This window comes from Paenibacillus sp. PK3_47, from assembly GCF_023520895.1.
In the GTDB taxonomy this organism is placed as follows: domain Bacteria; phylum Bacillota; class Bacilli; order Paenibacillales; family Paenibacillaceae; genus Paenibacillus_AQ.
The window spans coordinates 3,106,990-3,132,531 of the sequence record NZ_CP026029.1 but is presented as its reverse complement, the minus strand read 5'-3'; the positions used below and the strand labels follow the sequence as shown (position 1 = coordinate 3,132,531).

General features: G+C 52.5%; 26 protein-coding genes and 1 riboswitch. Of the genes, 12 read left to right on the top strand and 14 right to left on the bottom strand.

Translation table 11 applies throughout. The annotated features are described in order from the left end of the window. The first annotated feature begins 9 nt into the window (after positions 1–9). Positions 10–555 (top strand): PadR family transcriptional regulator, encoded by a 546-nt coding sequence (locus tag C2I18_RS13920; RefSeq protein WP_249901732.1) that lies wholly within the window; start codon positions 10–12, stop codon positions 553–555. Then, positions 536–1,306: a CPBP family intramembrane glutamic endopeptidase gene (locus C2I18_RS13915; RefSeq protein ID WP_249901731.1), complete on the top strand. Its 771-nt coding sequence runs from the start codon at positions 536–538 to the stop codon at positions 1,304–1,306. Before C2I18_RS13920 ends, C2I18_RS13915 begins: the two co-directional genes overlap by 20 nt. Before the next feature lie 77 nt (positions 1,307–1,383). Here the strand turns inward: C2I18_RS13915 and C2I18_RS13910 are convergent, their stop codons facing one another. From C2I18_RS13910 to C2I18_RS13875, 8 genes are all read right to left on the bottom strand, one after another. Further along, the gene (locus C2I18_RS13910; protein WP_249901730.1) at positions 1,384–1,749 is read right to left on the bottom strand and encodes an ArsR/SmtB family transcription factor; all 366 of its coding nucleotides are present in this window, start codon (positions 1,747–1,749) and stop codon (positions 1,384–1,386) included. A 135-nt stretch (positions 1,750–1,884) separates the two neighbouring features. Further along, positions 1,885–2,622 (bottom strand): ABC transporter permease, encoded by a 738-nt coding sequence (locus C2I18_RS13905; protein ID WP_249901729.1) that lies wholly within the window; start codon positions 2,620–2,622, stop codon positions 1,885–1,887. A gap of 2 nt (positions 2,623–2,624) precedes the next feature. Further along, complete coding sequence (locus tag C2I18_RS13900) at positions 2,625–3,341, bottom strand: ABC transporter permease (RefSeq protein WP_249901728.1); 717 nt, start codon at positions 3,339–3,341, stop codon at positions 2,625–2,627. After that, entirely contained in the window at positions 3,338–4,249 is a 912-nt protein-coding gene (locus tag C2I18_RS13895; RefSeq protein ID WP_249902121.1) for an ABC transporter ATP-binding protein, read from the bottom strand. The genes C2I18_RS13900 and C2I18_RS13895 overlap by 4 nt, the downstream gene beginning before the upstream one ends. 65 nt (positions 4,250–4,314) lie before the next feature. Beyond that, on the bottom strand, positions 4,315–5,745 hold the full coding sequence (locus C2I18_RS13890) for a sensor histidine kinase (protein WP_249901727.1): 1,431 nt from the start codon (positions 5,743–5,745) through the stop codon (positions 4,315–4,317). Next, positions 5,742–6,416: a response regulator transcription factor gene (locus C2I18_RS13885; protein WP_249901726.1), complete on the bottom strand. Its 675-nt coding sequence runs from the start codon at positions 6,414–6,416 to the stop codon at positions 5,742–5,744. The genes C2I18_RS13890 and C2I18_RS13885 overlap by 4 nt, the downstream gene beginning before the upstream one ends. Before the next feature lie 131 nt (positions 6,417–6,547). Then, positions 6,548–7,585 carry an EAL domain-containing protein gene (locus C2I18_RS13880; RefSeq protein WP_249901725.1) on the bottom strand — a complete coding sequence of 346 codons (1,038 nt, stop codon included), beginning with the start codon at positions 7,583–7,585 and terminating at the stop codon, positions 6,548–6,550. Positions 7,586–7,728: 143 nt separating this feature from the next. Next, the gene (locus tag C2I18_RS13875) at positions 7,729–8,163 is read right to left on the bottom strand and encodes a pyridoxamine 5'-phosphate oxidase family protein (RefSeq protein ID WP_249901724.1); all 435 of its coding nucleotides are present in this window, start codon (positions 8,161–8,163) and stop codon (positions 7,729–7,731) included. Between the two features lie 246 nt (positions 8,164–8,409). On the opposite strand from C2I18_RS13875, the gene C2I18_RS13870 reads away from it, so the two are divergent. The 7 genes from C2I18_RS13870 (at position 8,410) to C2I18_RS13840 (ending at position 14,827) form a co-directional block, all read left to right on the top strand. Continuing rightward, positions 8,410–9,870 (top strand): hypothetical protein, encoded by a 1,461-nt coding sequence (locus C2I18_RS13870; protein WP_249901723.1) that lies wholly within the window; start codon positions 8,410–8,412, stop codon positions 9,868–9,870. 72 nt (positions 9,871–9,942) lie between these two features. Continuing rightward, a riboswitch (TPP riboswitch) is annotated at positions 9,943–10,054 on the top strand. Between the two features lie 119 nt (positions 10,055–10,173). After that, entirely contained in the window at positions 10,174–11,241 is a 1,068-nt protein-coding gene (locus C2I18_RS13865) for an ABC transporter substrate-binding protein (RefSeq protein ID WP_249901722.1), read from the top strand. A 62-nt stretch (positions 11,242–11,303) separates the two neighbouring features. Beyond that, complete coding sequence (locus tag C2I18_RS13860; RefSeq protein ID WP_249901721.1) at positions 11,304–11,594, top strand: MTH1187 family thiamine-binding protein; 291 nt, start codon at positions 11,304–11,306, stop codon at positions 11,592–11,594. Further along, a complete protein-coding gene (locus C2I18_RS13855; RefSeq protein ID WP_249901720.1) occupies positions 11,591–12,352 on the top strand; it encodes an ABC transporter permease in 762 nt (253 codons plus the stop codon). The genes C2I18_RS13860 and C2I18_RS13855 overlap by 4 nt, the downstream gene beginning before the upstream one ends. A gap of 97 nt (positions 12,353–12,449) precedes the next feature. Continuing rightward, positions 12,450–13,223, top strand: coding sequence for an ABC transporter ATP-binding protein (locus tag C2I18_RS13850; protein ID WP_481857941.1), 774 nt, complete (start codon positions 12,450–12,452; stop codon positions 13,221–13,223). Between the two features lie 137 nt (positions 13,224–13,360). Next, positions 13,361–14,242, top strand: coding sequence for a helix-turn-helix transcriptional regulator (locus C2I18_RS13845; RefSeq protein WP_249901719.1), 882 nt, complete (start codon positions 13,361–13,363; stop codon positions 14,240–14,242). A 6-nt stretch (positions 14,243–14,248) separates the two neighbouring features. Continuing rightward, positions 14,249–14,827, top strand: coding sequence for a DUF5823 family protein (locus tag C2I18_RS13840; RefSeq protein WP_249901718.1), 579 nt, complete (start codon positions 14,249–14,251; stop codon positions 14,825–14,827). Between the two features lie 1,435 nt (positions 14,828–16,262). Here the strand turns inward: C2I18_RS13840 and C2I18_RS13835 are convergent. The 6 genes from C2I18_RS13835 to C2I18_RS13810 all read right to left on the bottom strand — a co-directional run bounded on the left by C2I18_RS13835 (position 16,263) and on the right by C2I18_RS13810 (position 20,957). Further along, positions 16,263–16,469, bottom strand: a complete 207-nt coding sequence (locus C2I18_RS13835) for a hypothetical protein (RefSeq protein WP_249901717.1) — start codon at positions 16,467–16,469, stop codon at positions 16,263–16,265. A 6-nt stretch (positions 16,470–16,475) separates the two neighbouring features. After that, positions 16,476–16,622, bottom strand: a complete 147-nt coding sequence (locus C2I18_RS13830) for a hypothetical protein (protein ID WP_249901716.1) — start codon at positions 16,620–16,622, stop codon at positions 16,476–16,478. A 366-nt stretch (positions 16,623–16,988) separates the two neighbouring features. Continuing rightward, positions 16,989–17,708 (bottom strand): oxygen-insensitive NADPH nitroreductase, encoded by a 720-nt coding sequence (gene nfsA, locus C2I18_RS13825; RefSeq protein WP_249902119.1) that lies wholly within the window; start codon positions 17,706–17,708, stop codon positions 16,989–16,991. Between the two features lie 121 nt (positions 17,709–17,829). Beyond that, positions 17,830–20,283 carry a heavy metal translocating P-type ATPase gene (locus C2I18_RS13820; RefSeq protein ID WP_249901715.1) on the bottom strand — a complete coding sequence of 818 codons (2,454 nt, stop codon included), beginning with the start codon at positions 20,281–20,283 and terminating at the stop codon, positions 17,830–17,832. A 111-nt stretch (positions 20,284–20,394) separates the two neighbouring features. After that, positions 20,395–20,595, bottom strand: a complete 201-nt coding sequence (gene copZ / locus C2I18_RS13815) for a copper chaperone CopZ (protein ID WP_249901714.1) — start codon at positions 20,593–20,595, stop codon at positions 20,395–20,397. 23 nt (positions 20,596–20,618) lie between these two features. Next, entirely contained in the window at positions 20,619–20,957 is a 339-nt protein-coding gene (locus C2I18_RS13810) for a metal-sensitive transcriptional regulator (RefSeq protein WP_249901713.1), read from the bottom strand. 177 nt (positions 20,958–21,134) lie between these two features. On the opposite strand from C2I18_RS13810, the gene C2I18_RS13805 reads away from it, so the two are divergent. The 3 genes from C2I18_RS13805 (at position 21,135) to C2I18_RS13795 (ending at position 25,541) form a co-directional block, all read left to right on the top strand. Beyond that, complete coding sequence (locus C2I18_RS13805) at positions 21,135–21,722, top strand: DUF5317 domain-containing protein (RefSeq protein WP_249901712.1); 588 nt, start codon at positions 21,135–21,137, stop codon at positions 21,720–21,722. A 262-nt stretch (positions 21,723–21,984) separates the two neighbouring features. Next, the gene (locus C2I18_RS13800) at positions 21,985–23,823 is read left to right on the top strand and encodes a bifunctional diguanylate cyclase/phosphohydrolase (protein WP_249901711.1); all 1,839 of its coding nucleotides are present in this window, start codon (positions 21,985–21,987) and stop codon (positions 23,821–23,823) included. 203 nt (positions 23,824–24,026) lie between these two features. Further along, positions 24,027–25,541, top strand: coding sequence for an MDR family MFS transporter (locus C2I18_RS13795; RefSeq protein ID WP_249901710.1), 1,515 nt, complete (start codon positions 24,027–24,029; stop codon positions 25,539–25,541). The last annotated feature ends 1 nt before the right edge of the window (position 25,542 follow it).

Below are 25,542 nucleotides of genomic sequence, written 5' to 3'. Positions count from 1 at the left end.
GGTGTGCAAATGCTTGAAAATATCATCCTGGGCCTGCTGATGGAAGGGACAATGAGCGGCTACGACCTGAAGAAGAATATCGACAGCTCTGTAGGCACATTTTACACAGCCAGCTACGGCAGTCTTTATCCCGCATTAAAGCGGCTGAGTGATAAGGAACTGGTCTCCCTGACCGAAACGGATAACAGCAAGAACAAGAAGCTGTATACACTGCTGCCAAGCGGACAGAAGCATTTTCTGGACTGGCTGGCCGGACCGTCCCAGGGAGGACGCAATGAGCAGCTGATCCGTATTTTCTTTTATGATTATCTGGATGAGGAGACCCGCCAGCTCCGGCTGGGAGAATATCTGTTCAAGACCGAGCAGGAAATCCGGACGCTGGAGACGGTTCAGGGCATTGTGGCGGAGGAGCTGAAGCATCTTCCGAATCCCGGAGATTATCACTACCGTCTGTCCGTCCTGTCTTACGGGCTGAAGCATTTTGAAATGGAAAAGCAGTGGCTGAAGGATATTAAGGAGAGGAAGGATTTGAAACATGATGAATCCGCAAAGTAAGGCATCTTTTTCACAAAAGCGTCCCGTATTAACTGTCGTTATTATTGAAGTGCTGCTTACATTCGCTTTGATCGCCGCCGGAGCTTATGTAACTATGAATGAGCTTGAATATTCACCTGCCCTGTTTGCCTTTATTCCGATTGCATTGGCCCTGGTTCTATATATGACGCTGAAGCGCAAATGGGGGTATCTGGGCTTTCGCCCGCTGAGTACAATTCCTTCAGAGAACCGGAAGTATTACGCGCCGCTGCTGATCATTCTGCTGATTATTCTGCTCAAAGGGTTTCAGGACATCAGCATCTCCGAAGTCATGTATTATCTGGCGTTTACTTTGCTTGTTGGCTTTGTGGAAGAAACGCTGTACCGCGGACTGATCTTCAAGACGCTGCTGGCAAAAGGGGTCACAACTGCGGTCATCACCTCCAGTATTCTTTTCTCCGTCACCCATATGCTAAATGCAATCGGCGGCCAAAGCGTCCCCCAAACTGTGCTGCAAGTGGTCTATGCCCTGCTGATCGGCGCTGTACTTGTACTCCTGATGCTCAAGAACAACAATATTCTTCCGTTAATCTTTTTCCACTTCATACATAATTTCATCCAGTTTGTCGGCAATGCCAATTCCAGCACCTTATCGGGGTATGATCTGCTCATCGATCTGCTTATTCTGGCTGTGCTGGCTGCACATTGCTTCTGGCTGATCCTGTCTTTCCGCAAACCTGCCTCCTCCATACCTGTGAAACAGGCGAGTTAATATGTGATTCCCATATGCATGCAAAAAACCGCCCTCCCGCTGAACAGCGCAAGGACGGTTTCTTCTGTTAAGAGAATCTATTCATGCCTGATATGCTCATGTGTCTGCAGAAAAATCTGCTCCACATGCGCGTCATTCAGTGAATAATATACGGTCTTGCCTTCCTTCCGGCGCTTCACAATCCGCAGGTTGCGCAAATACCGGAGCTGGTGGGATACCGCCGATTGCCCCATATCGAGGATGACAGACAAATCATGCACACACAGCTCTCTCTGTGACAATGCATAAATCAGCCGCACCCTTGTCGGGTCACCCAGCGCTTTGAACATCTCCGCCATTTTGTCCGTTGTTCCACGGTCAGGCAGAATGAGCGCCGCAGCTTCCGGCTCAAGCTCTGAACCGTTGCATGTGTTGTCGCATTCTTCAAGTGCTGCAGATTCCATGCCCTGGCCTCCTCCATATGCTTATCCGGTGTCACCGGTCTTAATAAGATCTTCTACGATTAATTATAGAAAAAACTTATCCCGATGTCCATGAAAGGCCGGAGGAATCCGCAGACAGCACTCAAGCCGCGGCAGCTAGACCGGCTTGCGCCAGAAGGAAATCAGCCCGGCAGACAGAAACAGCAGCAGGCTGCCGAGCACCACAAGCATCAGCGTCTCCATCGGCAGGTTAAATGCTCCGAATTGCTCTTCCCCGAATGGCGACATGGCCAGCAGCGGCTGCACCCAGGGATAATAAGGGCCGTAAGTTGCCGAATTGGCGATCAGAATATTCGGCAGCGTCAGGCTGACATTCACCGCCAGCGGTGCACCGAAGCTGGCCCAGCCCTGGGACACGCCAAGCTGCAGCGCCGCCAGCGGCAGGCAGGCAAACCAGCCGCCAAAAACGCTGGAGAGGATCAGCGGCCAGGGCACAGGCCCCTCCGCCTCCCGCAGGAAGCCGATGCCCAGCAGTGCCGCCAGAAACAGCAGCTGCACAGCAGCCAGCATCCCCATAATCAGGGTATATTTGGCCAGATATACCGAGCTTCGGGTTACCGGCAGCGACAGCAGTGCCTTCCAGCCTCCGTCACTGTGTTCTGCCCGGCAGACCAGGGCTGCAAATATCCCCGATAGTATAGGCAGAAACAGCATGGCATGCGCCATGGACATTACACTTAGCAGCACCTGCCATGTCACTTGCTCCTCCTCCTGCATATCCGCGAGCGCCCCAAGAAGCAGGGCGATGGCCGGACTGCCCGCCATCAGCACCCAGACATAGGATTTTGACATTTTCAGCCGTTCAGCTGAAAGAATTCTCCAGAAGGTTGCCATAGCTAGTCCACGTCCTTTCTCGCGAAATGTACCGCTCCCGGCAGAAGCACGATCATGCCAAGCAGCAGGCCTGCCCCACTGAACAGCCAGGGCCGGGGAGCACTCCAGGCCAGGGAAGACCAGTTCAAAGGAAACCACTCGGATAAACTCATCGAGAACAGGCTCACCAGTGACAAAGTAATCCCCAGCGCAACTGGCAGTGTCTGATTGCGCCTCGACAGACAGTACCACAGCTGCAGGGCAATGACCGGCAGCGCAGCCGCAAAGGATGCAAAGCTGATCCGCAGCACATCGCTGTAAGGGACAGGCTGAGCCCCGAAGCCCAGGATAAAGCCGAGGCCCACCGTTCCGGCCGAGAGCAGTGCGCAGGACACCGCAACCAGCAGCAGACATAGCAGCAGCTTGGCCATAAACACAGCAGTCCGTGAGACCGGCAGAGCCAGCAGCTGTTTCCAGGAGCTCATCTGATGCTCCACATTCGCAATCAGTGAGCAGATGAGCGTACCGCCGAGATACAGTGCCACCGGTACAAAGCTGGCCAGATTGTCCAGCAGTCCACCCCAAAGATCGCCCCGGTACTGATCTGTAAGATAATCATAGCGCAGTCCGAAGTTGAGTCCCTGCATGGCCAGCAGCCCGAGCGGGCCGAGAAAGACCAGAAACCACAGCCCTTTGCCGCGGATCTTCAGCCAATCCGCCGAGAGCGCCCGCCACATCATGATGCCCCTCCCTCGACAACCTGCAGGAAGAACTGCTCCAGCGACTGCCTGTGTTCCTCCACCCGGTAGATGGCATGTCCGTTGCCTACCAGCTCCTTGACCAGCAAAGCCACGCGGGCATCACTCATTCTGGGCAGAACGAGCCGGCCCTCCTGCATTTCTCCTCCGCAGCCTCTGCGCTCAGCCAGCGCCAGTGCAGCTTCAGGCTCGGATACGGCGAGCCGGATATCCCCTGCGGCCTGCTGCTGCAGATTGGCAATGGTATCCTGATACACCATCCGGCCCTGGCGGATAATGCCTACCGTGTCAGCCATTTGCTCAATTTCGCTCAGGAGATGGCTGGATACAAGAACGGTGATGCCCTGTTCTTCAGGCAGCCGCTTGATCAGCGAGCGGATCTCCTGGATCCCTGAAGGATCGAGCCCGTTGGTCGGCTCGTCGAGAATCAGCAGCTCCGGGCTTCCGAGCAGGGCCGCAGCGATGCCCAGCCGCTGCTTCATGCCGAGTGAAAAGCCCTTGACGGGGCGTTTCTCCTCTCCGGTCAGCGAGACGATATCCAGCACCTCGCGGATCCGCTGCTTTGGCACCCCGAGAATCCGCCGGATCGCTTCCAGATTGTCCACAGCGCTTAGATGACCGTAATACGAAGGCGACTCTACAAGCGAGCCCACCTTGCGGAGTATCTGCATCCTGTGCTTTGTGAGCTCCTGGCCGAAGATTTCAATCCGGCCGGATGTCGGTTTGATCAGCCCAAGCAGCATGCGGATCGTCGTTGTCTTACCGGCGCCGTTAGGCCCCAGAAAGCCGTAAATTTGTCCTTTGCCTATATTCAGGTTGAGCCTCTCCACCGCAGCTCTGCCGCGGTACTCTTTAAGTAAATCCTTTGTCTCGATCACGGTATGCTTCATTTCCTTCACCTCGGTAATCAGCATACCGCCTCAAGGTTAAAGGAGCAGGGCGGGCAAGTTTAAATTTAGTTTAAATTTTTGTCCTGCGGCTGAAAGATGAGGATAGAAGTTCCAAGCTCTGTGCTGTCCGTCTTCCACTGCAGCCCCATCCGCTCAATCAGCAGGTTAACGATGGAAAGGCCTAGGCCTGCCCCTTTGAATTCAGAGCTGTTCTCCATTCCCGGCCCGTGATCCGAGATTACAATAACACGGTGCCCCTCCCGCACCTCTGCTGAAACACCGACATACAGCCCGCTGCGGGCATGACGCATAATGTTCTGGAACAGGTTATCCAGTATACGCCGGAACCAGCTGTCATCGACTGTCCAGTATAAAGGCTCCCCCTCCAGATTGATGTCAACATCAAAGCCTTCCTTCTCCCAGAGCGGATACCAGGCCGCAGCACTTTCGCGGAGCAGCCGCAGTATATCCCTTCGCTCCGGGTTCAGCCTGATCCGCCCGCTGCTGAGCAGATTATAGGAGAGGAGATTCTCGATCAGGACGCTGAGTGCAGCAATGCGTTCATCCATCAAATCAAGTGACTCCTGCCCCCGCGGAGACAGCTCTTCCTTCCCCAGTACATGAAGATGGCTGCGGATGACGGTGAGCGGTGTGCGCAGATCATGTGACAGATCGGCAACGAGCCGTTTGCGCAGCCCTTCTTCCTCCGCTTCCCGTGCGCGGCTGGCATGAAGTTCAGTAACCATTGTATTAAAAGCCTCCTCAAGACGGCCGATCTCATCCGGCTTGCCGGTTATAATGGCCTCGGGGATTCCTTCTCCGCCTGTAAAGCTCATCGCCTTCTGCAGCCGCAGCAGCCGTCTGCGGATGCCGATAAAGAACAGCCAGGAGATGGCAATGAACAGGGCAAAAATCAGCAGCAGCACGATGCTGTACCACAGCCCCAGGCTCTGAACCTGCTGTTCATCCCTGACGGCTGCTGGAATTTGCATGACCATAAAGCCCTGCTGTGCCTCCGCCCGGTCCCCTATAAAGGCAACGATCGCCAACGGATCCAGTTCCGTGCTCATCTTCATGAAATCGACCGCTTCCGCGGCACTCCACTGCGCCGGAATCTCCCAGGTTTCCTCCGGACCTGTAAATTCAGGTCCTTCGGGTACAAGCTTCAGCATCGTCTTCCCTTGATTGTCCACCCAAAACAGGGTAGCCTCCGGATAAGCTTCGCTAAGCTCCTGCAGCCTTGCATTGATGGCTTGCGGCGGTTGGCCGAGGAGCCCCTCTGCCTCCTCATGCCACATGGTCTCCAGCCCTCCGATGTGGGAGTATATCCCGTATTTCTTCGGCGCTTCTTCTTGCAGCAGCCCGCCGGCCAGACCATAAACAAGCAAGGTCAGCGGTATAACAACGGGAATAAACAGCAGTGCGGAGATAATAATAATGAGATACCGGGAGAGCAGTGAGCTGCGGAGCTTGAACAGACGCTCCGGCCACCTCATGCCCTCACCCGGTAGCCGATTCCTCTAACGGTCTCAATGATCTCCGGAGCCGCCGGATCAAGCTCCAGCTTTTCCCGCAAATAACGGATATGTACCATAAGAGTTTTGTCACCCTCAATATAGCTCTCGCCCCAGACGGCTTCATAGATCTGCTCTTTGGTCAGAATCTGGCCCAGATGGCGGAGCAGGTAAAAGAAAATCTGGAACTGCTTGCCGGTCAGGACGATTTCCTTGCCGGTCGCCGCTTCCTTGATGACATTGTTCCCCTCATAAACGATAAGGTGCTTGATGGCCAGCGGCGAAGGCTGCGCAGCTCCCGTACGTCTTAACAGCACCTCAATCCTTGCCGCCAGCTCATCGGGATGAAACGGCTTGGTCAAATAATCATCGGCAAAATCCAGCCCCTGGAGCTTATCGTCAATAGAGGCGCGGGCGGACAGCATCATAATGGGCAGGGCAGGATAGGCCCGCTTCAGCCGCTGTCCTACGGTAAATCCGTCCAGGCCCGGAAGCATAACATCCAGAATGGCCAGCTGGCAGCCTGCGGCAGCTTCCACCGCCCCTTCCCCGCTCTCCAGCCAGCGGACAGCATACTCCCGTTCACGCAGGTCGGCAGATACTGCACTGCCGATCTCCCGGTCATCCTCCACATACAGCAGCGTAACGCTCATACAGCTTCAAGTCCTTTCTTCCGGCAGAATTAATCATATTTTACATATAGTCTTACAATAATAAAATCCCCGCAAGCCTGCAGCTGATGTATCCGTCTGCGCTCCGGGGATTATATAGAGATAGCAAGTGCTTATACGATAGATTCAAAATGAACCGGCGGCTTGTCCTCCGGCTTGCCGAAGAGATACCCTTGCGCCAGATTGATGCCCTGCTCCCGGCAGTACAGGAACTCCTCCCGCCGTTCGATGCCTTCGGCCAGCACATGTGCTCCAAAGCTTGAGGCCCGATTCAGGATTTCAAAAATTATCTTCTGTTTGGCGGCATCTTCATCACAGAAGCTGATCAGATCACGGTCGATTTTTACATAGTCCGGCTGAAGGCTGGTCATGACCTCCACCGTGGAATAACCTGCACCGACATCATCCAGTGCAACCTTCATCCCTTGTCTGCGGTATTCAGAAAAAATCGACTGAAGCTGGCTGATATCACGGATGCTCTCTGTCTCCACTACCTCAAATACAAAATCCTGCGGGTCCTGGCCCAGCCTGTCAATGGCCTCAAAAGTATGCGTGAGGCAGTACTTGGGGTTGTAAATCGATGAAGGCAGGAAATTGATGAACCGCTTGATCCCTTTGGGCAGCATTCTCGCCCCGGTCTCGATTGCCGAGATGCGCGCAGCCCGGTCGAGAAAGGAATGAAATCCCGTCTGACGGGCAACTTCAAACAGCTCATAAGGCTTAAACGGGCTTCCTTGCGGCAGCGGCCGCAGCAGCAGCTCAAAGCCGACAATCTCTTCATTGAAGTTAACAATCGGCTGCATATGGCTGCAAAAATTATGGCCCGCAATAATATCGATCAGATTGTCATTGGCAAAGCGGACATTTATCTGCTCTAGGGATAACCAGCGTTCCACGGATACACGGTCAGCTGCGCCGCTGATGGATACCGCAAGCGGTGCAGCATGCCGCATCTCCAATTCTCCCAGTAGCTTCAATACATTCATCAGCTCTTCACGCGATGCATATGTAATTGTACCTGTCCCTCTGTTGTCCGTAATTATGATTCCTGCGGCCCTTACAGCCTCCGCAAGCGAAGCGGGACAGGGCCTGAACTTAACTGTTCCTTCGTCCTCCACCGGTTCAATCACAGCACACTCACTGCAGTTCATAGTTGTCCTCCTTGGCCTTGAATTGTCGAATGGGGCCTAGTCATTATAGCATGATTTACCAGCAGCCAGCTATGCTCCGGACAGTAAAAATGCCGCCCTGTAAACATCAGTTTACAGGGCGGCACAGATTTCATAAAACAGGGTTAATTAGACTGCGCAGGAGAGCTCCATACCCCATTCTGCTCATCCTTGCCGTAGTACTCTATACGTGAAGGTGTCAGTTCAAGAATGACATAATCGGGATCATCCGGCCCTGCAAACCACTTTTCCAGTGATTCATTCCATACTTTGGACCGCAGTCCTTCGTCTTTTGTGACAGCGACCGTGGCTTCAATCTCCAGCACATCCTTGCCGCCGCCTTCTTCATATCCAAGCAGCAGAAAAGCATTCGGATTATCCTTCAGCTCCTCCACCTTATGCGTCTTCCGGCTGGTAGCCAGATAAATGCTCAGTCCGTCATGAAATACCGCCATGTACCGCACCTTTGGTTTGTTACCGGCCTCGATCGTGCCGAAGGACCCGAACTTGTTGTCATCCAGCACTTTAATGATTGTCTGCTCCAGCTGCTGATTATCCATTGGCGAAATTCTCCTTTCAGAATGATGTGCATATAAGTAAATATATCCACATCTGCAGGCTTTAAGTTGTCGTGAAGCTGTATCTAATATAGTGTACCCGTCCGGTTCATCTTGAATCCGGGTCATTTCCGTGAATGCCTTTACAAAGATGAGGTTATCCTGATAGAGCTTGGAATCAAGGAATTTGGGGTAATATAATGGAATGCATTCATAAAAATACGAGAATAAAGGAGGCTGGAAACCGCTATGTCCAGGCCATTCTCCTCAACCTCAGAACCGGCATTACATACCGCACTGCTGCAGTTCATCTTCCCTTTTTCCATCAAGGACGGGGAAGATACAACGCTCATCCGTCACCTTCAGGATGATGGATATACCCGTTTTTTTCTCGATAATAAAGAGCTGGAAGATGCCTATTACGGCGATGGCTACTGTGTTTCCCATGAAATGATGGAACGCAGCTATCTGCCCTTTGCAGCCCATGTGCTCTTTCCGCGGGAAAAAGACGCGGATTCCTTCCGCCGGTTTTCCCGGGTAAACGATCTGTCGTGTGTATTAGAGATGACCCAGGAGTCTGTACCGTTCCGCGTGCTCTCGACAGATATATTTCTCTGTCCCTTCCAGCTCGGCTTCTTAACCATACGTGTCCGGCTGGAGGAGGAATCGCTGCCGTTCAGCACAGTCATGGAGTTCGCTGACCGCTTCCGTACGCTGGAGGATGTATCCAGCTGGGATTCGACAGCCCATATTCACTGTGACGGCAAGCTTTACGAGCAGGTCGAAGACTTTGTGTTCAGGCATCTCGTAGACGGACTGGATAACTTTATGGATTCTTCTGAAATTCATGGCGCATATTTTGAGACCCTTCCTTTTTTCGTCGATGAGCGGATGCTTGTTCAGGCCTTCTATGGTTTTGAGCGGCAGGATGATGCGGATGAGCTTACCGATGAGCTGTGCTTCCGCGCCTCGCAGCTGGACGGAATGGATAAACACGGCAACCCTTACATCAGTGCAAGCGATCCGGATTACATCAGTGAATACTGCAGGGGGCATGTATATAACCGCTGGGGGCCGGACACCTACTATGTAACAAATGATCAGACGTTCTGCTGCCTGTCACGGGCGGACGGGAAAATTGCCACGCGGCTTGCCAACCAGATGTACGGTGAATATTATTACGGGCTGCTGCTAAGCTTATTCCACAAGATCGTCCTGCTCAAGCTGGCCAACATGCACTCCCGTCTGCGCATTAACCATGATAATGACGAGATTGAGACACTGATTTTCCTGATCAACAAGTTTTCAGCCAAGTTTTATTTTCTGGAGCTGATTTCGCAGTCGCAGGGCCGGGAGATTTTTTTCCAGCTGCGCAAGGTCTACGGCAATGATGCCCTTTTTGATGAGGTAAAATCCACCTTGAATGACCTGTTCCAGTACCAGGACAAATATCAGGCCAAACGCCGGGATACCCTGCTGTTCTTCCTGACTGTATTTACAGTGATCAGCGGCATTTACGGAATGAACCAGGTCATTGAGGATTTAAAAGGAAACATAGACTGGAGCAAGCTTCAGGATTACTCCGTGTTTGAATATATCGCCCTCTTCATCACCTTCACCGGCATTGCAGTCAGCCTTGTCCTGACTCTGAGAGAGCTGTGGACCGGAATCCGCAGCCGGCGCCGGAAACGCCGGTACAGCCAGGATTGACAGCGTTGCTACTGGACAACTCCGGAACAGGCGTCTATAATACAGCGTAAGAATAGTGCAATACCCGTAACTTCATAGAACCAGGGGTGCTGGAGATGGCCGGCTGAGATTGTATCCCGTAAGATACTGACCCTTATACCTGATCTGGATAATGCCAGCGTAGGAATTGATGTGCTTAAGGCCTTAGTGCGGCCTGAGCCCTTGCGCAAGCGTGATAGCGTCCCGGTCTCCGGGGCGCTTTTTGGTATGGATTATTCTGAATCTGGAAGGCCAGGGATTGCTGAAAAGGAGAGAACAAGCGAAATGGGAGTCAAAAAAGTAATGATGCTCTGCCTCATCTGTATTCTGGCTGCAGTTACCGCCGGATGCGGTTCTAACGGCGGCAACAACAGCACGTCTGCTTCGAACAATACGGGGAACAGCACTGCTGCTCCTGAAGCAGCGGAGGCCGGGACAGATGCACCGGCAGCGCTGACACCGGTCAAGGTCGCACTGGACTGGACACCTAATACGAATCATACCGGCCTCTATGCAGCCAAAGACCTCGGCTATTACGAGGAAGCCGGGCTTGATGTAGAGATCGTATCCCCCGGAGCAGCCGGTGCCGATACTATGGTTACTTCGGGCGAAGCCGCATTCGGCATCAGCGCCCAGGAGGCGCTGACGCTGGCCCGTCTGCAGAACGTGCCGCTCGTTTCGATTGCCGCCATCATCCAGCATAATACATCGGGATTTGCGGCACCGAAGGACCGCAATATCACTTCGCCTAAGGATTTTGAGGGCAAGACTTACGGCGGCTGGGGCTCACCGGCCGAAGAAGCGGCCATGAAAGCGATCATGGACCCTGAAGGCGGCGATGTAACCAAGGTCAAGCTGGTGAATATCGGAGAAGCCGATTATTTTACCGCCGTGAAGCGGGATATTGATTTCGCCTGGATCTTCTACGCCTGGACCGGGGTGGAAGCTGAACTGCGGGGCGAACCGCTCGACATGCTGTACCTCAAGGATTATGCGCCGCAGCTCGACTACTATACACCGGTGCTGACGACAAGCGAGAAGGTGATATCCGATAATCCGGAGCTGGTAAAGGCATTCCTTCAGGCTACGTCGAAAGGGTATCAGTACGCCATCGATAATCCGGAGGAAGCCGCTGCGATTCTAACCAAAGCTGTACCTGATCTTGATCCCGAGCTTGTCCTGGCCAGCCAGAAATGGCTCAGCCCGAAATACAAGGACGATGCCGCCCGCTGGGGAGAGCAAAAGACGGAAGTCTGGCAGAATTACGCGGACTGGATGTATGACCTGAAGCTGCTGGAGCAGCCGCTGGATGCAGAAAGTGCGTTTACGAATGAATTTTTGCCGGCGGAATGATGCATTGCTGATCTGATTAATAACTAATTTGCTTCACCATTATACTGAGAGGACTGATTATTATGGCAAACACACTGCTTAGCATTCAAGTGATTCCAAAAACACCAAACGGCGAGGATTCTATTCCTTACGTGGACAAAGCTATTGAGGTCATTCAAAAGTCGGGCGTGAAGCACCAGGTTCATCCGCTGGAAACAACGATGGAAGGTGAAATCACCGAGCTGCTTGAAGTGGTCCGGCAGATGCACGAGGCACTGGTTGAAGCCGGCAGCCCCAGCGTCATCTCGCAGATCAAAATTGCCCATAATCCAAACGGCATCAGCATGGATAAGCTGACGGAGAAATACCGGTGAGATCGCATTGGAGACAAATCTGGCCGCCCTTAGTGGCGGTCATCTTATTTCTCGGGATCTGGCAGCTTGCCGTGTCCTTATTTCATATAGAAGCATGGCTGCTTCCGGGTCCGGACGCAATATTCCGCGCCTCCGCAGATAATGCCGCCGGCATCTGGTCGCATACTGCCGCTACCCTGCGTCTAACCCTCATCGGATTTCCTGTCGGTACCGGCGCCGGACTGATTGTGGCCCTGCTGCTGCATCTGCTGCCCTGGCTGAAGCGGGCGATTTATCCGCTGCTGATTCTCAGCCAGAACGTGCCGTCCATCGCCCTTGCTCCGCTGCTGGTGATCTGGTTCGGTTTCGGCCTGCTGCCGAAGATCGTGCTGATCACGCTGGTCTGCTTCTTTCCTGTAGCTGTCGCTGCCATGAGCGGCCTTGCCCAGAGCGACCGGACCATGATGAACTATATGAAGATGGCCGGTGCGAACAAGTGGCAGATCTTCAGCAAGCTCGAGCTGCCCGGCTCCCTGCCTGCCGTGTTCTCCGGCCTCAAAATCTCAGCGACTTATGCTGTAATGGGCGCGGTTGTCGCCGAATGGATTGGCGCTGATAAAGGACTCGGTTATTACATGCTGCTTCAAAAGTCTGCCTACCGTACAGATAACGTCTTTGTCGCCATTGCCATTATCGTCTTTTTAAGCCTTGTACTGTTTGCACTGATTGCCCTGCTGGAGAGATGGCTCGTACGCTGGAAGCCGCGCAAGAACTCCTGATATTATAAATAAAACCTGTCCTGAAAGGAGGAGGCCCCACATGTCTCAAGTAACAGAAGCGGCCGCAAAAAGCGCGGGGCGCTCCGCTGCCCCGGGGATGCCGCCGGCCCTGGAGGTCAGCGGCATCTCCAAAGCCTTTACCCACCGCCGGCGCGAGACCCGTGTACTGGACAACGTATCCCTGACCGTACAGCCGCAGGAGTTCGTCTCCATCGTCGGACCGTCCGGCTGTGGCAAAAGCACGCTGTTCCATATCATCGGCGGCCTGGAGACGCCGGATACCGGAACCGTCAGCATGAACGGCCGCGTCGTCACGGGCCAGCGCGGGGAGATCAGCTACATGCCGCAGCAGCCGGCGCTATTCCCCTGGCGCAGCATTGAGGACAACGTCCTGCTGGCCGGGGAGCTGAAGGGCGCACCGGATGCCGGGGCCCGTAAAGCCGCCCGCCACTGGCTGGCCAAGGTCGGACTCGGCGGCTTCGAGAAGGCTTATCCGCATATGCTGTCCGGCGGCATGCAGCAGCGGGCCGCGTTCCTGCGCGCACTGCTTGCACCGCAGGAGCTCATGCTCCTGGATGAGCCGTTCAGCGCGCTTGATGCGCTCACACGCAGCGATATGCAGCGCTGGCTGCTGGAGCTGTGGGAGGCGAACCGCCGCTCCGTGCTGTTCATCACCCATAATATTGAAGAAGCCCTGCTGCTCTCGAACCGCATCTATGTATTCTCCGGGCGGCCCGGCTCCGTCCTCCATACGGTTGACGTCCCGTTTCCCCGGCCTCGCCGCGAGGAAATTACGGATTCGCCCGAATTCCTGCAGATGCGCCGCCAGCTGTCGGACTGGATGCGGGAGGAGCAGGCGAAGGGCCGGTAGGCCTGCCTGCTCTTAGATAATAAAGCTCTGTCTTCCCGGTTAGCGGGAAGACAGAGCTTTTTTGTGTTATAAAAGCAATAAATATCAAAACCAGCCGGCGGGATTCTGATAATCTTCATTACAGAGGGGCTGAGACCATGAAGTATAACGCCATGATCCAAAAAACGATCCAGTATATCGAAAACAACCTGCATGAAGAGTTATCGCTGGAGGGCATCGCAAATTTCATCGGCTTTTCCAAGTATCATTACCACCGTATTTTTCAGAAAGAGGTCGGCGTGACATTATCCGAATATATCCGCTACCGGAGAATCGCTGACGCTGCCAACATCCTGCTGTACACCGGGGAGAAAATTATCGATATCGCTGTGTATTACCGGTTTGAATCACAAGAAGCTTTTACAAGGGCATTCAAAAAATATTATCACCTGCCGCCCGGACAATACCGGAAAATTATCGGCAGCCTTACCCATCAAAAGGAGGAATCCGGTTTGAAAACAGAAGAAAAGCTCAAAGGATGGTTCTTAAGCGGAAGTCACCCGTTCAATTATGGGATCGGCCTGGACCGCAAAACGTTTCACAAAGGGAAAGCTTCAGGGTTTTTAAAGTCAGTCACGGTTGAAGCGGATGATGAATTTGCCACCATGATGCAGCAGTTCAAAGCGGATAAATATCTCGGTAAACGGATCAAGCTGTCAGGGTTTCTGAAAAGTGCAGGGGTCAGCGTCTTTTGCGGATTTTGGATGAGAGTGGACAACAGCCTGGGCGATATCGTGCAGTTCGATAATATGAGCAACCGCCCCGTTACCGGTGATACCGAATGGAATCACTACGCCATTGTGTTAGACGTGCCGGATAACAGCACATCCATCTCCTTTGGCGTTTTGCTGTCCGGACGCGGGCAAGTGTGGGTAGATGAGTTAAGGTTTGAGGAAGTGGATGACCATACGCCAACGACAAATCTTGATTACACGCAGGAGCTTTTGGACGAGCCGGTCAATCTTTCTTTTGAGGAGTAACGCCGCATGCTTATTGAAATGATCAAAGTGGCGGTTAATTATTTCATCGATTTGTTCTCCGGAAGTCTGCCGGCGCTTTATTACCAATGGATGGTGCTGCTGCTTGCAGTGCACATTGTGCAGGTGACGGTCAGCTACCGTTTATCCAGGCCTGCCAAAAGCTATACGGAGCATTTTGCGGAGAATATGGCTGCTTTTGCAGTGCTCATCCTCTCAGGAATTTTATTGTCCCGATTCTTTACCTTCATTGTTGACGATGCCTTTATCACCACTTCCGGTTTCCAGGATTATTTTATATCGCTGATCATCACCACAGCTTTTGTTCTGACTGGAGGCTTCAGGGAGCTGCTGCAAAAGAAAATACAGAACAAAAACCACCAGTTTCCGGTGATGCTGGGATTGGCCGTGATCATGAACATCCTTTGTTTTATGGGGCTGCTCCCATTAACCGATGGATTGTTTCAGGTCACCCGGGCTTTTATGGTAACGCTGATCACAGCCGTTTCTGTTATTATGCTGGTCCTGTTCCATTTCGACAGGCCAGAAGAGAACCCTGTCTTAACCGGGGACGGGGCTTCTGATTAGCACGTTCCTTTCCCTTAATCTGCTCTTTGGTGCTATATAGATTGAACCTGTGATTTTTTTATTTTGGAATTAGGTTGACTCCAGAGAATGTTTGGACTTCCGGCCGCTGTTGCCGTCACGGTAGAAGTCCGGTGGCTGCCTATGCTTTCGAAGCGAGCTTTCCTACGGAAGCTTTCAGGCGGGCGCTATCGCTCTACAGTTCCAACCTTCTCCTCCGTCCCTCTTCCCTTATAAGATATTTTCAAGTTCAATCTATATAGTCGTTAGTTGAAAGACTGTCACTTGTCCTGCCGAGAGCTCGATTAGCTCCAGCAGCATGGCGGTTATCGTTGATTTCCCGGCCCTGGACAGGGCCGGGAATTGCTGTGAATGAGCTTATAACCGGCGGTGAAGTTAATGCCGCCTACCCCAACTATGCCTTGAAACACTCTGCTGACGCTCTTTCTTTCGATGACATGCTCCATTTAGGTAACCTTCGTGCAGGTATCCTGATATCTCAATGACATGAGGAACAACGGCCTAGCATTAGTTAGGAGTGCCACCGATAACGAAGTGCCTGTGTCATTTGGGGAGGATTGAGAGAAAAGACATGATGGAGGGCTGGATGGTTGGGGCTGGATGGTTAGGCCGGGTGGTGGGGCCGGAGGACATGGTGGGGATACGGCTGGGACGGAGGACATGAGGGGGATACGGCGGGGACGGAGGTGGAAGAGGCGACGTAAGGTGGGGAATCAAGGGTATTTGTGCTCTTTATTTCGCCAACTTCGCGCTGTCGGCTGGAATCAGGGGTATATGTGCTCTTCATTCGGCCCATTTCGTGCTGTCGGCCGGATTCAAGGGTATTTGTGCTCTCCATTTCGCCTAATTCGTGCTGTCGGCCGGATTCAAGGGTATTTGTGCTCTCCATTTCGCCAAATTCGCGCTGTCGGCTGGATTCAAGGGTATATGTGCTCTTCATTTTGCCTAATTCGTGCTGTCGGCCGGAATCAAGGGTATTTGTGCTCTCCATTTCGCCTAATTCTCGCTGTCGGCTGCATTCAAGGGCATATGTGCTCTTCATTTTGCCTAATTCGTGCTGTCAGCCGGATTCAAGGGTATTTGTGCTCTTCGTTCGGCCCATTTCGCGCTGTCGGCCGGAATCAGAGGTATTTGTGCTCTTCATTCGGCCCATTTCGTGCTGTCGGCCGGATTCAAGGGTATTAAATACTCTTGGCTTGTGCGATCCGAGCTACTTTGCGACTGTACGGAATAAAATCTACGGGACTTTTCCCGTTGATTTCACTCCAAACAAACCACTCGCCTATTTCTACGGGACTTTTCCCGTTGATTTCACTCAAAACAAAACACTAGCTCATTTCTACGGGAATTTTCCCGTTGATTTCACTCAAAACAAAACACTAGCTCATTTCTACGGGACTTTTCCCGTTGATTTCACTCAAAAAAACCACTCGCCCATTTCTACGGGAATTTTCCCGTTGATTTCACTCAAAACAAACCACTCGCCTATTTCTACGGGAATTTTCCCGTTGATTTCACTCAAAACAAACCTCTCGCCCATTTCTACGGGAATTTTCCCGTTGATTTCACTCCAAACAAACCACTCGCTCATTTCTACGGGAATTTTCCCGTTGATTTCGCTCAAAACAAACTACTCGCCCATTTCTACGGGACTTTTCCCGTTGATTTCACTCAAACCAAACCACTCGCCCGTTTCTAGGGGAATTTTCCCGTTGATTTCACTCAAAACAAACCACTCAATCATTTCTACGGGAATTTTCCCGTTGATTTCGAACAACCCCGACGGTCCCCACCCTCCGCTTCACCACCACCCTATTGTAAGCTACGAGGATGACAGCAGCTCCCCGCCCCTTAGCCAAACCATCTCCCAGGCCCCTCAACCACAGCAGCGCAAAAAGCATGGCCCCCGGTTACCCGGGTAGGCCATGCTTGCTCCAAGTTACTCTATGAAATCGCGGGCTCTCCCATCAGTTAGCGGCTATGCAACAATCCTTCATCTCTCCCGGCTCCCGTCATAGCAGCTGTGCAATGAGCGGTATGCCTACGGCATTTACCATTTCCCCTTTGCCGTGGTCATCAGCCATCTGCCATAAGTTACCCATCACATACTGCCCTTTCCAGGCCAGCATTCCGGCAGACACAGTTACCGCTGCATAAACCCCTTACCCTCAAGGAACTCTTTCATATGCAGCCGAGTCGGCTCAGCGAGCCGCTTGGCCATCATAACCGACCAAGGGGTGTCATTCTGGCCGCCGGTCCGCTTATGCATATACTCGCTGCTTACCTTGTCGTAGGCTGCAACCTGTGTCTCCGTCTTCTCCTTGTCGTAGCCGTTATGATGCAGCACGGCTTCCAGCGGCAGACGCGGGCGCAGTCCGTTAACTCCCGCCGGATAGCCTACGCACATGCCGAACACCGGGTACACCAGGTCAGGCAAGCCGAGCAGCTCCGACACTTCCGCAATATTGTTGCGGATTCCGCCGATATAGACAATGCCCAGCCCCAGCGATTCGGCGGCAACTGCCGCATTCTGCGCGGCCAGGGCGACATCCACAGTCGCCACAACCAGGTTCTCCATGGTGTCCTCATAAGAAGGTGCATCCTGCAGATGAGGCTTCACCGTCTCCCGCAGCCGGTACAAATCGGCACACCATACCAGGAACACCGGGCACTGCTCAATATAGGCCTGGCTGCCCGACAGTCCCGAAAGCTGCGCCTTAAGCGCAGGCTCCGTAACTGCAATGACACTGTACGCCTGGACATTGCTGGAGGTGGAAGCCATCTGTGCTGCCCCGATGATGGCGGCAAGCTGCTCTTCGCCCACCGGTTTGTCCTGAAACTGGCGGACGGAAGTATGCTTCATTAAGAGGGAGAGTGTGTCATTACCCGCTACACTGCCCTCCGCAGTTACCGGGCTTGCCGGCGATTCCTGATTCTGATCGTTACTCATTTTGACTCACTCCTTATAGATTGCTTCTGACTGCTTACAGCTTGACCCGCTGCAGGCGGAGCGCATTCAGCACAACCGATACCGAACTGAATGCCATTGCTGCGCCTGCAAGCCATGGAGCCAGAAAGCCAAGTGCCGCAATCGGTATTCCAATTGTATTGTAAGCGAGCGCCCAGAACAAATTCTGCTTAATATTGGCCATCGTCTTGCGGCTCATCAGAATGGCATCAGGGATGCTCATCAGATCGCCGCGCATCAGCGTAATATCAGCCGCCTCCATCGCCACATCAGTTCCGGTTCCGACCGCCATGCCTGTATCCGCCGTCGCCAGGGCCGGAGCGTCATTGATGCCGTCCCCGACCATTGCCACTTTGTTGCCGCCGGCTTGCAGTCTGCGGATTTCCGCTGCTTTGCCTTCAGGCAGTACTTCAGCAAGCACTGTGCGGATTCCGGCCTGCCCGGCAATGGCCTCGGCAGTCAGCTTGTTGTCCCCCGTGATCATTACGACTTCAATACCCATCGCATGCAGTCTGGCAACTGCTGCCTTCGAGGTTTCCTTGATCGTGTCAGCCACCGCGACAATCCCTTCGATGGTTCCGTCTACGGCAACCAGCATGGCTGTCTTCCCTTCCTGCTCCAGCTTTCTCATCAGCTGGCTCCACGCTCCGGTGTCGGCACCGCTGTCCTCCATCATCCGGCGTGTGCCTACAAGGACAGTCTGTCCGTCAACCACCGCGGAAATTCCTCTGCCCGGCACAGCCTGGAACTGCTCCGCCGCCGGAAGCTCCAGGCTGCGTGCTGCTGCTCCGGCCACGATGGCATCGGCCAGCGGATGCTCGGACAGCTTCTCCGCTGCTGCGGTAACCGCCAGCAGCCGGTTCTCGGCCAGCACTTTGCCATGCGCGGCAATGCCTGTAGTAGTTATAATATCGGTCAGCACCGGTTTGCCGCTCGTAACCGTACCTGTCTTATCCAGCACAACTGTCCGGATGCCCTGGGCGGCTTCCAGATGCTCGCCGCCCTTGAACAGAATGCCGAACTCTGCGGCACGGCCTGAACCTGCCATAATGGAAGTCGGCGTAGCAAGACCCAGCGCACACGGGCAGGCAATAACCAGTACGGCTATAGCTTTTTCCAGAGCATCTGCAAACTCTCCGGGCGCCCCCCAGATATACCATATGATGAACGTCAGCACAGCAATGCCGACTACGATCGGCACAAAAATGCCGGAGATCACATCAGCAATCCGCTGAATGGGCGCCTTGGACCCCTGTGCTTCCTCCACCACCCTGATGATCTGCGCCAGGGCAGTATCACGGCCCACCTTGCGGGCCCTGATCTTCAGCATCCCGTTCTTGTTCAGCGTAGCCCCGATTACACTGTCCCCGGTCTTCTTTTCTACCGGAATGCTCTCACCTGTCAGCATCGACTCATCCACAGATGACAAACCTTCTATAACTTCTCCATCCACGGGGATCTTCGTTCCCGGTTTCACCAGGACAATATCCCCCGGAATGACTTCTTCCACTGAAATACTCATCTCGGCACCGTCACGGATGACCAGTGCAGTCTTCGCCTGCAGGCCCATCAGGCTTCTGATCGCATCCGAAGAGCGCCCTTTGGCCAAGGCCTCGAACCATTTGCCTACAAGAATCAGCGTAATCAGAATCGCACTCGTCTCATAATACAGCTCTACCGTATGATTCATCCCGCTCATTCCCAGCGAATCAACCGTCAGATACAAACTGTAAAAATAAGCGGCCGAAGTCCCCAGCACCACCAATACATCCATATTTGCACTGCCGTTTCTCAGTGCCTTATAGGCACTTACATAGAACTGCCAGCCTATAATGAACTGGACGGGAGTTGCCAGAACCAGCTGAAACCAGGGGTTCATCAGGAAATCAGGCGCAGGGATCCACTGTGTAAAAGAGAAGTGTCCCACCATTGCCCACAGCAGCGGGAAAGACAGAACAGCGGAGATGATCCATTTATTGCGTTTGCGGATAATCTCCTGCCCCCGCTGGTCAGCCGTGTCCTGCCGGTCCTGCTTGAGTGCCGCTTTATATCCGATGCTGCTTACCTTCTCCATAATCTCAGCCGTGCTCACAGTCCCCGGATTATATTCCACATGCGCCGTCTCCAAGGCAAGGTTGACATTCACTGCCGCGATTCCGGGCATGCGTCCGAGTACCTTCTCAATCCGGGCCGAACAGGCCGCACAGGTCATGCCCGAGATGTCAAAATCCGCCCCTTCCTTTACCGTATCGTAACCAAGCGAACGGATCTTCTCTTCAATCTGCTGTACGTCTGTAGCGCCGGGATCATAGCCGACCGACGCCTGCTCAAGCGCCAGGTTAACATTCGCCCGTGAGACTCCTTCCATCCGGGACAGTCCTTTTTCAATCCGGGCCGCGCAGGCCGAGCAGGTCATGCCGGTAATCTGCAGTGTCGTCTGCCGGATGGCGGATTCCGAAGTTTTTTCCATGATGCACACCTCCATACCCCCTCGGGGTATAATCTTTTGTAAAAGAAAAGGCATTGGCACCCGGAGATCCTGCAGATCTCCGCTCCAAGCCTTGAAATTTTCGCCTATGCCTTAAACTACGTCATACCCTTGATCTTCAATAGCTTCTTTAATTGTGCTGAGGCTGACTTTGTTCTCATCATATTCAACGGCTACTGTCTTGCTGGACAGATCAACCTTGGCAGCTGCCCCAACACCGCTTACCGCTTTCTCCACAGCACTTACACAGTGGCCGCAAGACATTCCTTCTACATTTAAAGTTGCATTTGACATGATACACCCTCCTAAAAAGTATCTTATTTCATCAGCTTGTTAACCGTAACCAGCAGCTCATCAATAACCTCATGCTCTCCGGCTTCGATCCGCTCAATAATACAGCTCTTCATATGGCCTTCCAGCAGCAGCTTGCCTACACCGTTCAGTGCAGCCTGTACTGCAGCGAGCTGGTTGAGCACATCGTCACAATAGGTGTCCCGCTCAATCATACCCTTGATCCCGCGGACCTGTCCCTCAATCCGGTTGAGACGGCTGCTTAGTCCGGCCTTGAACTCCGCTGAATGATGACTTTTGCGTTCCCCCGGTGAATGACAGCCGCTATCGCATGATTCAGGAGACAGCTTCTTATCTTTCGCCATAACCTTACCTCCTTATATCCTGGCTGCAAATCAAGCTTAATATACCCCCATGGGGTATGTCAAGGAAAAAATTATATTTGGAAAAAAAGGGATTATGACGAAAGATAGCGAATCAAATGATTCAGGCGGACCAAAATTTACATATTTGCTAATCTTTGAACAGAGGCAGGTAAGCTAATGGTTTACGATGGCATTATTCTCGGGTTAATTGTAGGTTTCTTCAGAGGCGGCCTGAAACACGGCCTCGTCCAGTTCAGCAACATCAGGCTTAAGGCAGGATGGATGTTCCCGCTGCTTCTGGTATTCCAGTTCTTCATGTTTTATATTCAAGAGCGGTCGTCCATTGTAGCCGCAGCCAGCGGATATATCTACATCGCTGTGTATGTGGTGGGGCTGATTTTTTTATGGTTTAACAGGCATAGCAAAGGATTCTGGCTGGTGATGGCAGGCGTCTTCCTCAACTTTCTGGTGATGCTTGTCAACGGGGGAAGAATGCCTGTATCCTACGAGGCGGCGTCTGTACTGGAACCGGTCTACCTCGAGATGCTGCAGAGCGGTGATGCGGTAACCAAGCATTATCTTATGGACGCTTCAACCCGCCTGTCGTTTTTGGGCGACATAATTCCCCTGTCCAGCCCTTATCCTCGTACCCAGGCAATCAGCATAGGTGATGTGGTAATGAATCTTGGGATATTTTTATACATCCTGCATATCATGACACCTGCTGCAGCTGACCTGAAATCACAGCCCGAAGTGCAGGGATAAACCGCTAAGTCAATGAAAGGAGGAATTCCCTTGAAAAAGAAACTGGATGGCATCCGCTACTCCCGTCTGGCAATCAATGCAATCATTGTTGCTTCCGTAGTTATCGCGCTTACTTCAGGATTTAAGATCGGCGGACATTAATGTTTCAAACCGAAGATAGGCGGAGCCCCCGCCTATTCTTTTTTTTAGTATAGCTATTCATTTATTCCTAAAACCTTTATTATGTACAAAGGAATATTTTGAATAATAAAGAGGGGTCCTCATGTCAAAACTCAAATCATTTGCCGCATCCTTGGATTCAGGCCATATTTATGCATTGATGGTATGTCTGATCGGAATTGGCCTCTTTTCTTATACAAACGGATTTGAATTTTTCCATTACAAACCGACAAGTTGGGTATGGGTTTATGCAATGACCGGCGCCTGTCTGATTCTCAACTTCTTCATGATACAGCTTCCGCCGGAAGGCAATGAGTTGTCGATGGATTCATCAGTCTATCTGGCTTGTATATTTATATTCGGTACCAGTTTCACACTTACGGTACTATTATTCAACTGCTTGTTTTTCGTTATTATTGACCGCAATACATCCTGGTGGAAGCACCTTACCAATTTCTCCATCTACTGCATTATGATTACTGTATCAAGTACTTTGTTCCAGTACCTCGGAGGAAATCCAGGCGCACTGATTAACACGAAGCTATTTACGTATCTTATTGTGCTGACGGTTTATTTCGCTGTTAATACCCTGCTGGTCGGCTTGTACTATTATATTTTGTACAGAGGTACACTTTTCGAGACGATCAAAGATATTATCAAGGATTCAGTGTTTGTCTTTCTGTGCTCTTTAGCGCTTTCCCTTGTGTTAACTGTGCTTGTCTATCACAATCAGGTTCTCGGCCTGATGCTCTTTATGTGCCTAGCCGTGCTGCTCTCCCAATCCTTCAGGAAACTGTTCGCCATGTACCGCAGCATTGAAGAACGGGCTAATACGGATCAGCGGACCGGATTGTTTAACCATAGTTATTTTGAAGAAGTATTGGAACAGGAAATTCAGAAGTCAAGGTCCGCCGGTACCCCGTTGTCGCTTGCGATGATCGACCTTGATGACTTTAAGAAATATAACGACCACTACGGTCATCTTCAGGGAGACAAGCTGATTACCTTTGTCGGCGAGACACTGAAAAGTGAATCACTGAATGCAGGCACGATTGCCGCCCGCTACGGCGGAGAGGAATTCACGCTGCTCATGCCGGGTTACGACAGCCAGAAAGCGCGTATATATATCGACCAGCTGCGCAAAAAACTGAACAACAGCCCTTTTTCCGGGGTCGAAATTTTCCCGCTTGGCTGCCTGGCCTTCTCGGCCGGGATTGCTTCTTACAGCAGCGATATTCATGACAAATCCCAGCTTGTGGATCATGCCGACCAGGCGCTCTATTATTCCAAACACCAGGGCAAAAATACGGTTCATATTTATGGCGAGCACTCTCCGCTGGAGCAGGAAATAGATTTCAGCCAGGATGTCCGCGACATTGAGCAGCAGCTGAACCTGTTCATGTACAAGGATATGGAGACCTTCCGCCATTCCAAACGCGTCTTCCGCTACGCCATGGATATCAGTGAACTGCTGGACATCGATCCTATTGCCAAAAGACATTTTACCTTAGGCGCACTTATTCATGACATCGGCAAGCTGGAGATCCCCTGGGGCATTCTCAACAAAAAGGACAAGCTGGAGCCGGAAGAATGGGAAATGGTCAAATGGCATGTGACCTGGGGCAAAAAAATGGCGCTTACGAATGAAAAATTCAAGGATCTCGCGCCCTACATCGAGCTGCACCATGAACGGTATGACGGCAAGGGCTACCCTTACGGGTTCAAAGGCGAGGAAATCCCCCGCTTATGCCGGATGCTGACCATTATAGATTCCTTTGACGCCATGACCACCGAGAGGCCTTACCAGCCGACCAAATCTTTTGAGGAAGCCATCGTTGAACTCAGAGCCTGCGCGGGAAGCCAGTTTGATCCTGAGCTGACAGAGTTTTTTATCAGATATATCGAATCCAGAGAGCCCCGTGCCGGAGATCCAGCTGTATAGCCCAGGATTTTCTCCGGACGGGCTTTTTTATGTTCTGCCTTCCTGCTATCGTCTAGACTCCTCATAAAATGTGCAAAATAGAAGCAGTAGAACAGCAGTCAAAATAATTCTTGCCCCCCTATTCAAATTTGAATATAATATTTTTGCTCACCGTCTCTAGTACGGATGTTCATAAATGAATGGAAAAGGAGCCTGCGAGACGCATGCATACAAAAGAAAGCAATCTCAAGCTGGTAGTTGTCGGCCTGCTGCTTGGTATACTGATGTCCGCCATGGACAATACCATTGTAGCTTCAGCTATGGGCACCATCGTTGCCGATCTTGGCGGACTCGATAAAATTGTCTGGGTCACTTCGGCTTACATGGTAATGGTCATGGCGGGAACACCGATCTTCGGCAAGCTGTCCGACATGTACGGGCGCAAACGGTTTTTCATCTTCGGCCTTATTGTGTTCCTGATCGGCTCCGCCCTGTGCGGGACGGCAACCAGCATCACCCAGCTCAGTATTTACCGGGCCATTCAGGGGATAGGCGGCGGTGCGCTGATGCCGATTGCCTTTACCATCGTGTTCGATATTTATCCCCCGCAAAAAAGAGGCAAGCTGACCGGACTCTTCGGTGCCGTATTCGGCATCTCCAGTGTTATCGGTCCTTTGCTGGGTGCCTACATTACTGACTATGTAAGCTGGCAATGGATCTTCTACATTAATCTGCCGATCGGGATCGTTGCTTTTATTCTGATCACCATGTTTTACAAGGAATCTGTTTCCCATGCCAAGCAGCGCATTGACTGGGGCGGAGCCTTCACTCTTGTCGGAGCTATTATCTGTCTGATGTTCGCACTCGAACTGGGCGGCAATCAGTATGCCTGGAACTCTTCAGTCATTCTCGGCCTCTTCGCAGGCTTTGCGGTACTGCTGGTTGCCTTCCTCTTTATTGAACGTGCAGCAGCGGAACCTGTTATTTCCTTTGCCATGTTCGGCAAACGGCTGTTTGCGACAAGCAGCATCATCGGCTTGTTTTACGGTTCGACCTTCATCGTGGCAACCGTGTACATTCCCATATACGTACAGGGGGTATTCGGTGGGTCGGCAACCAACTCCGGACTGATTTTGATGCCGATGATGATCGGTACAGTCATCGGCAGCCAGACCGGCGGGCTGCTGACTACCAGGACCAGCTTCCGCAATATCATGCTGCTGTCTGCGGTTTGCTTTGTGGCCGGTGTCTTCTCGCTAAGCACCTTGTCGCCTGATACCTCCCGCTTTGCGCTCAACGCTTATATGGCGCTGACCGGCTTCGGTGTAGGCTTCTCCTTCTCTGTGCTCAGCATGTCTTCAATTCATCACTTCGATATGCGTAAGCGTGGTTCGGCTACATCTACAAGCACCTTTATGCGCTCGCTGGGCATGACGCTCGGCATTACCATCTTCGGCATCATTCAGCGCAACGGCTTTGCAGACAGCCTTGGCAGCGCCTTTGGCGGAAGCGGCGAGGCAGCATCCTACGGCAATCCGCAGGCAGCCCTGACACCGGAGGCCCGCGCGCAGATTCCTGCCCCGGTGCTGGAGAAAATCACCGGATCGCTGTCTGACTCCATCGCCCAGACCTTCCTGTGGGCGCTGGTTCCGGCAGTGCTGGGACTTGCGTTTGTGCTGCTGATGCCCAAAGACCGGCTCACCGATGCCCCCAAAGATCCGCAGCCGGTCAAAGGATAAT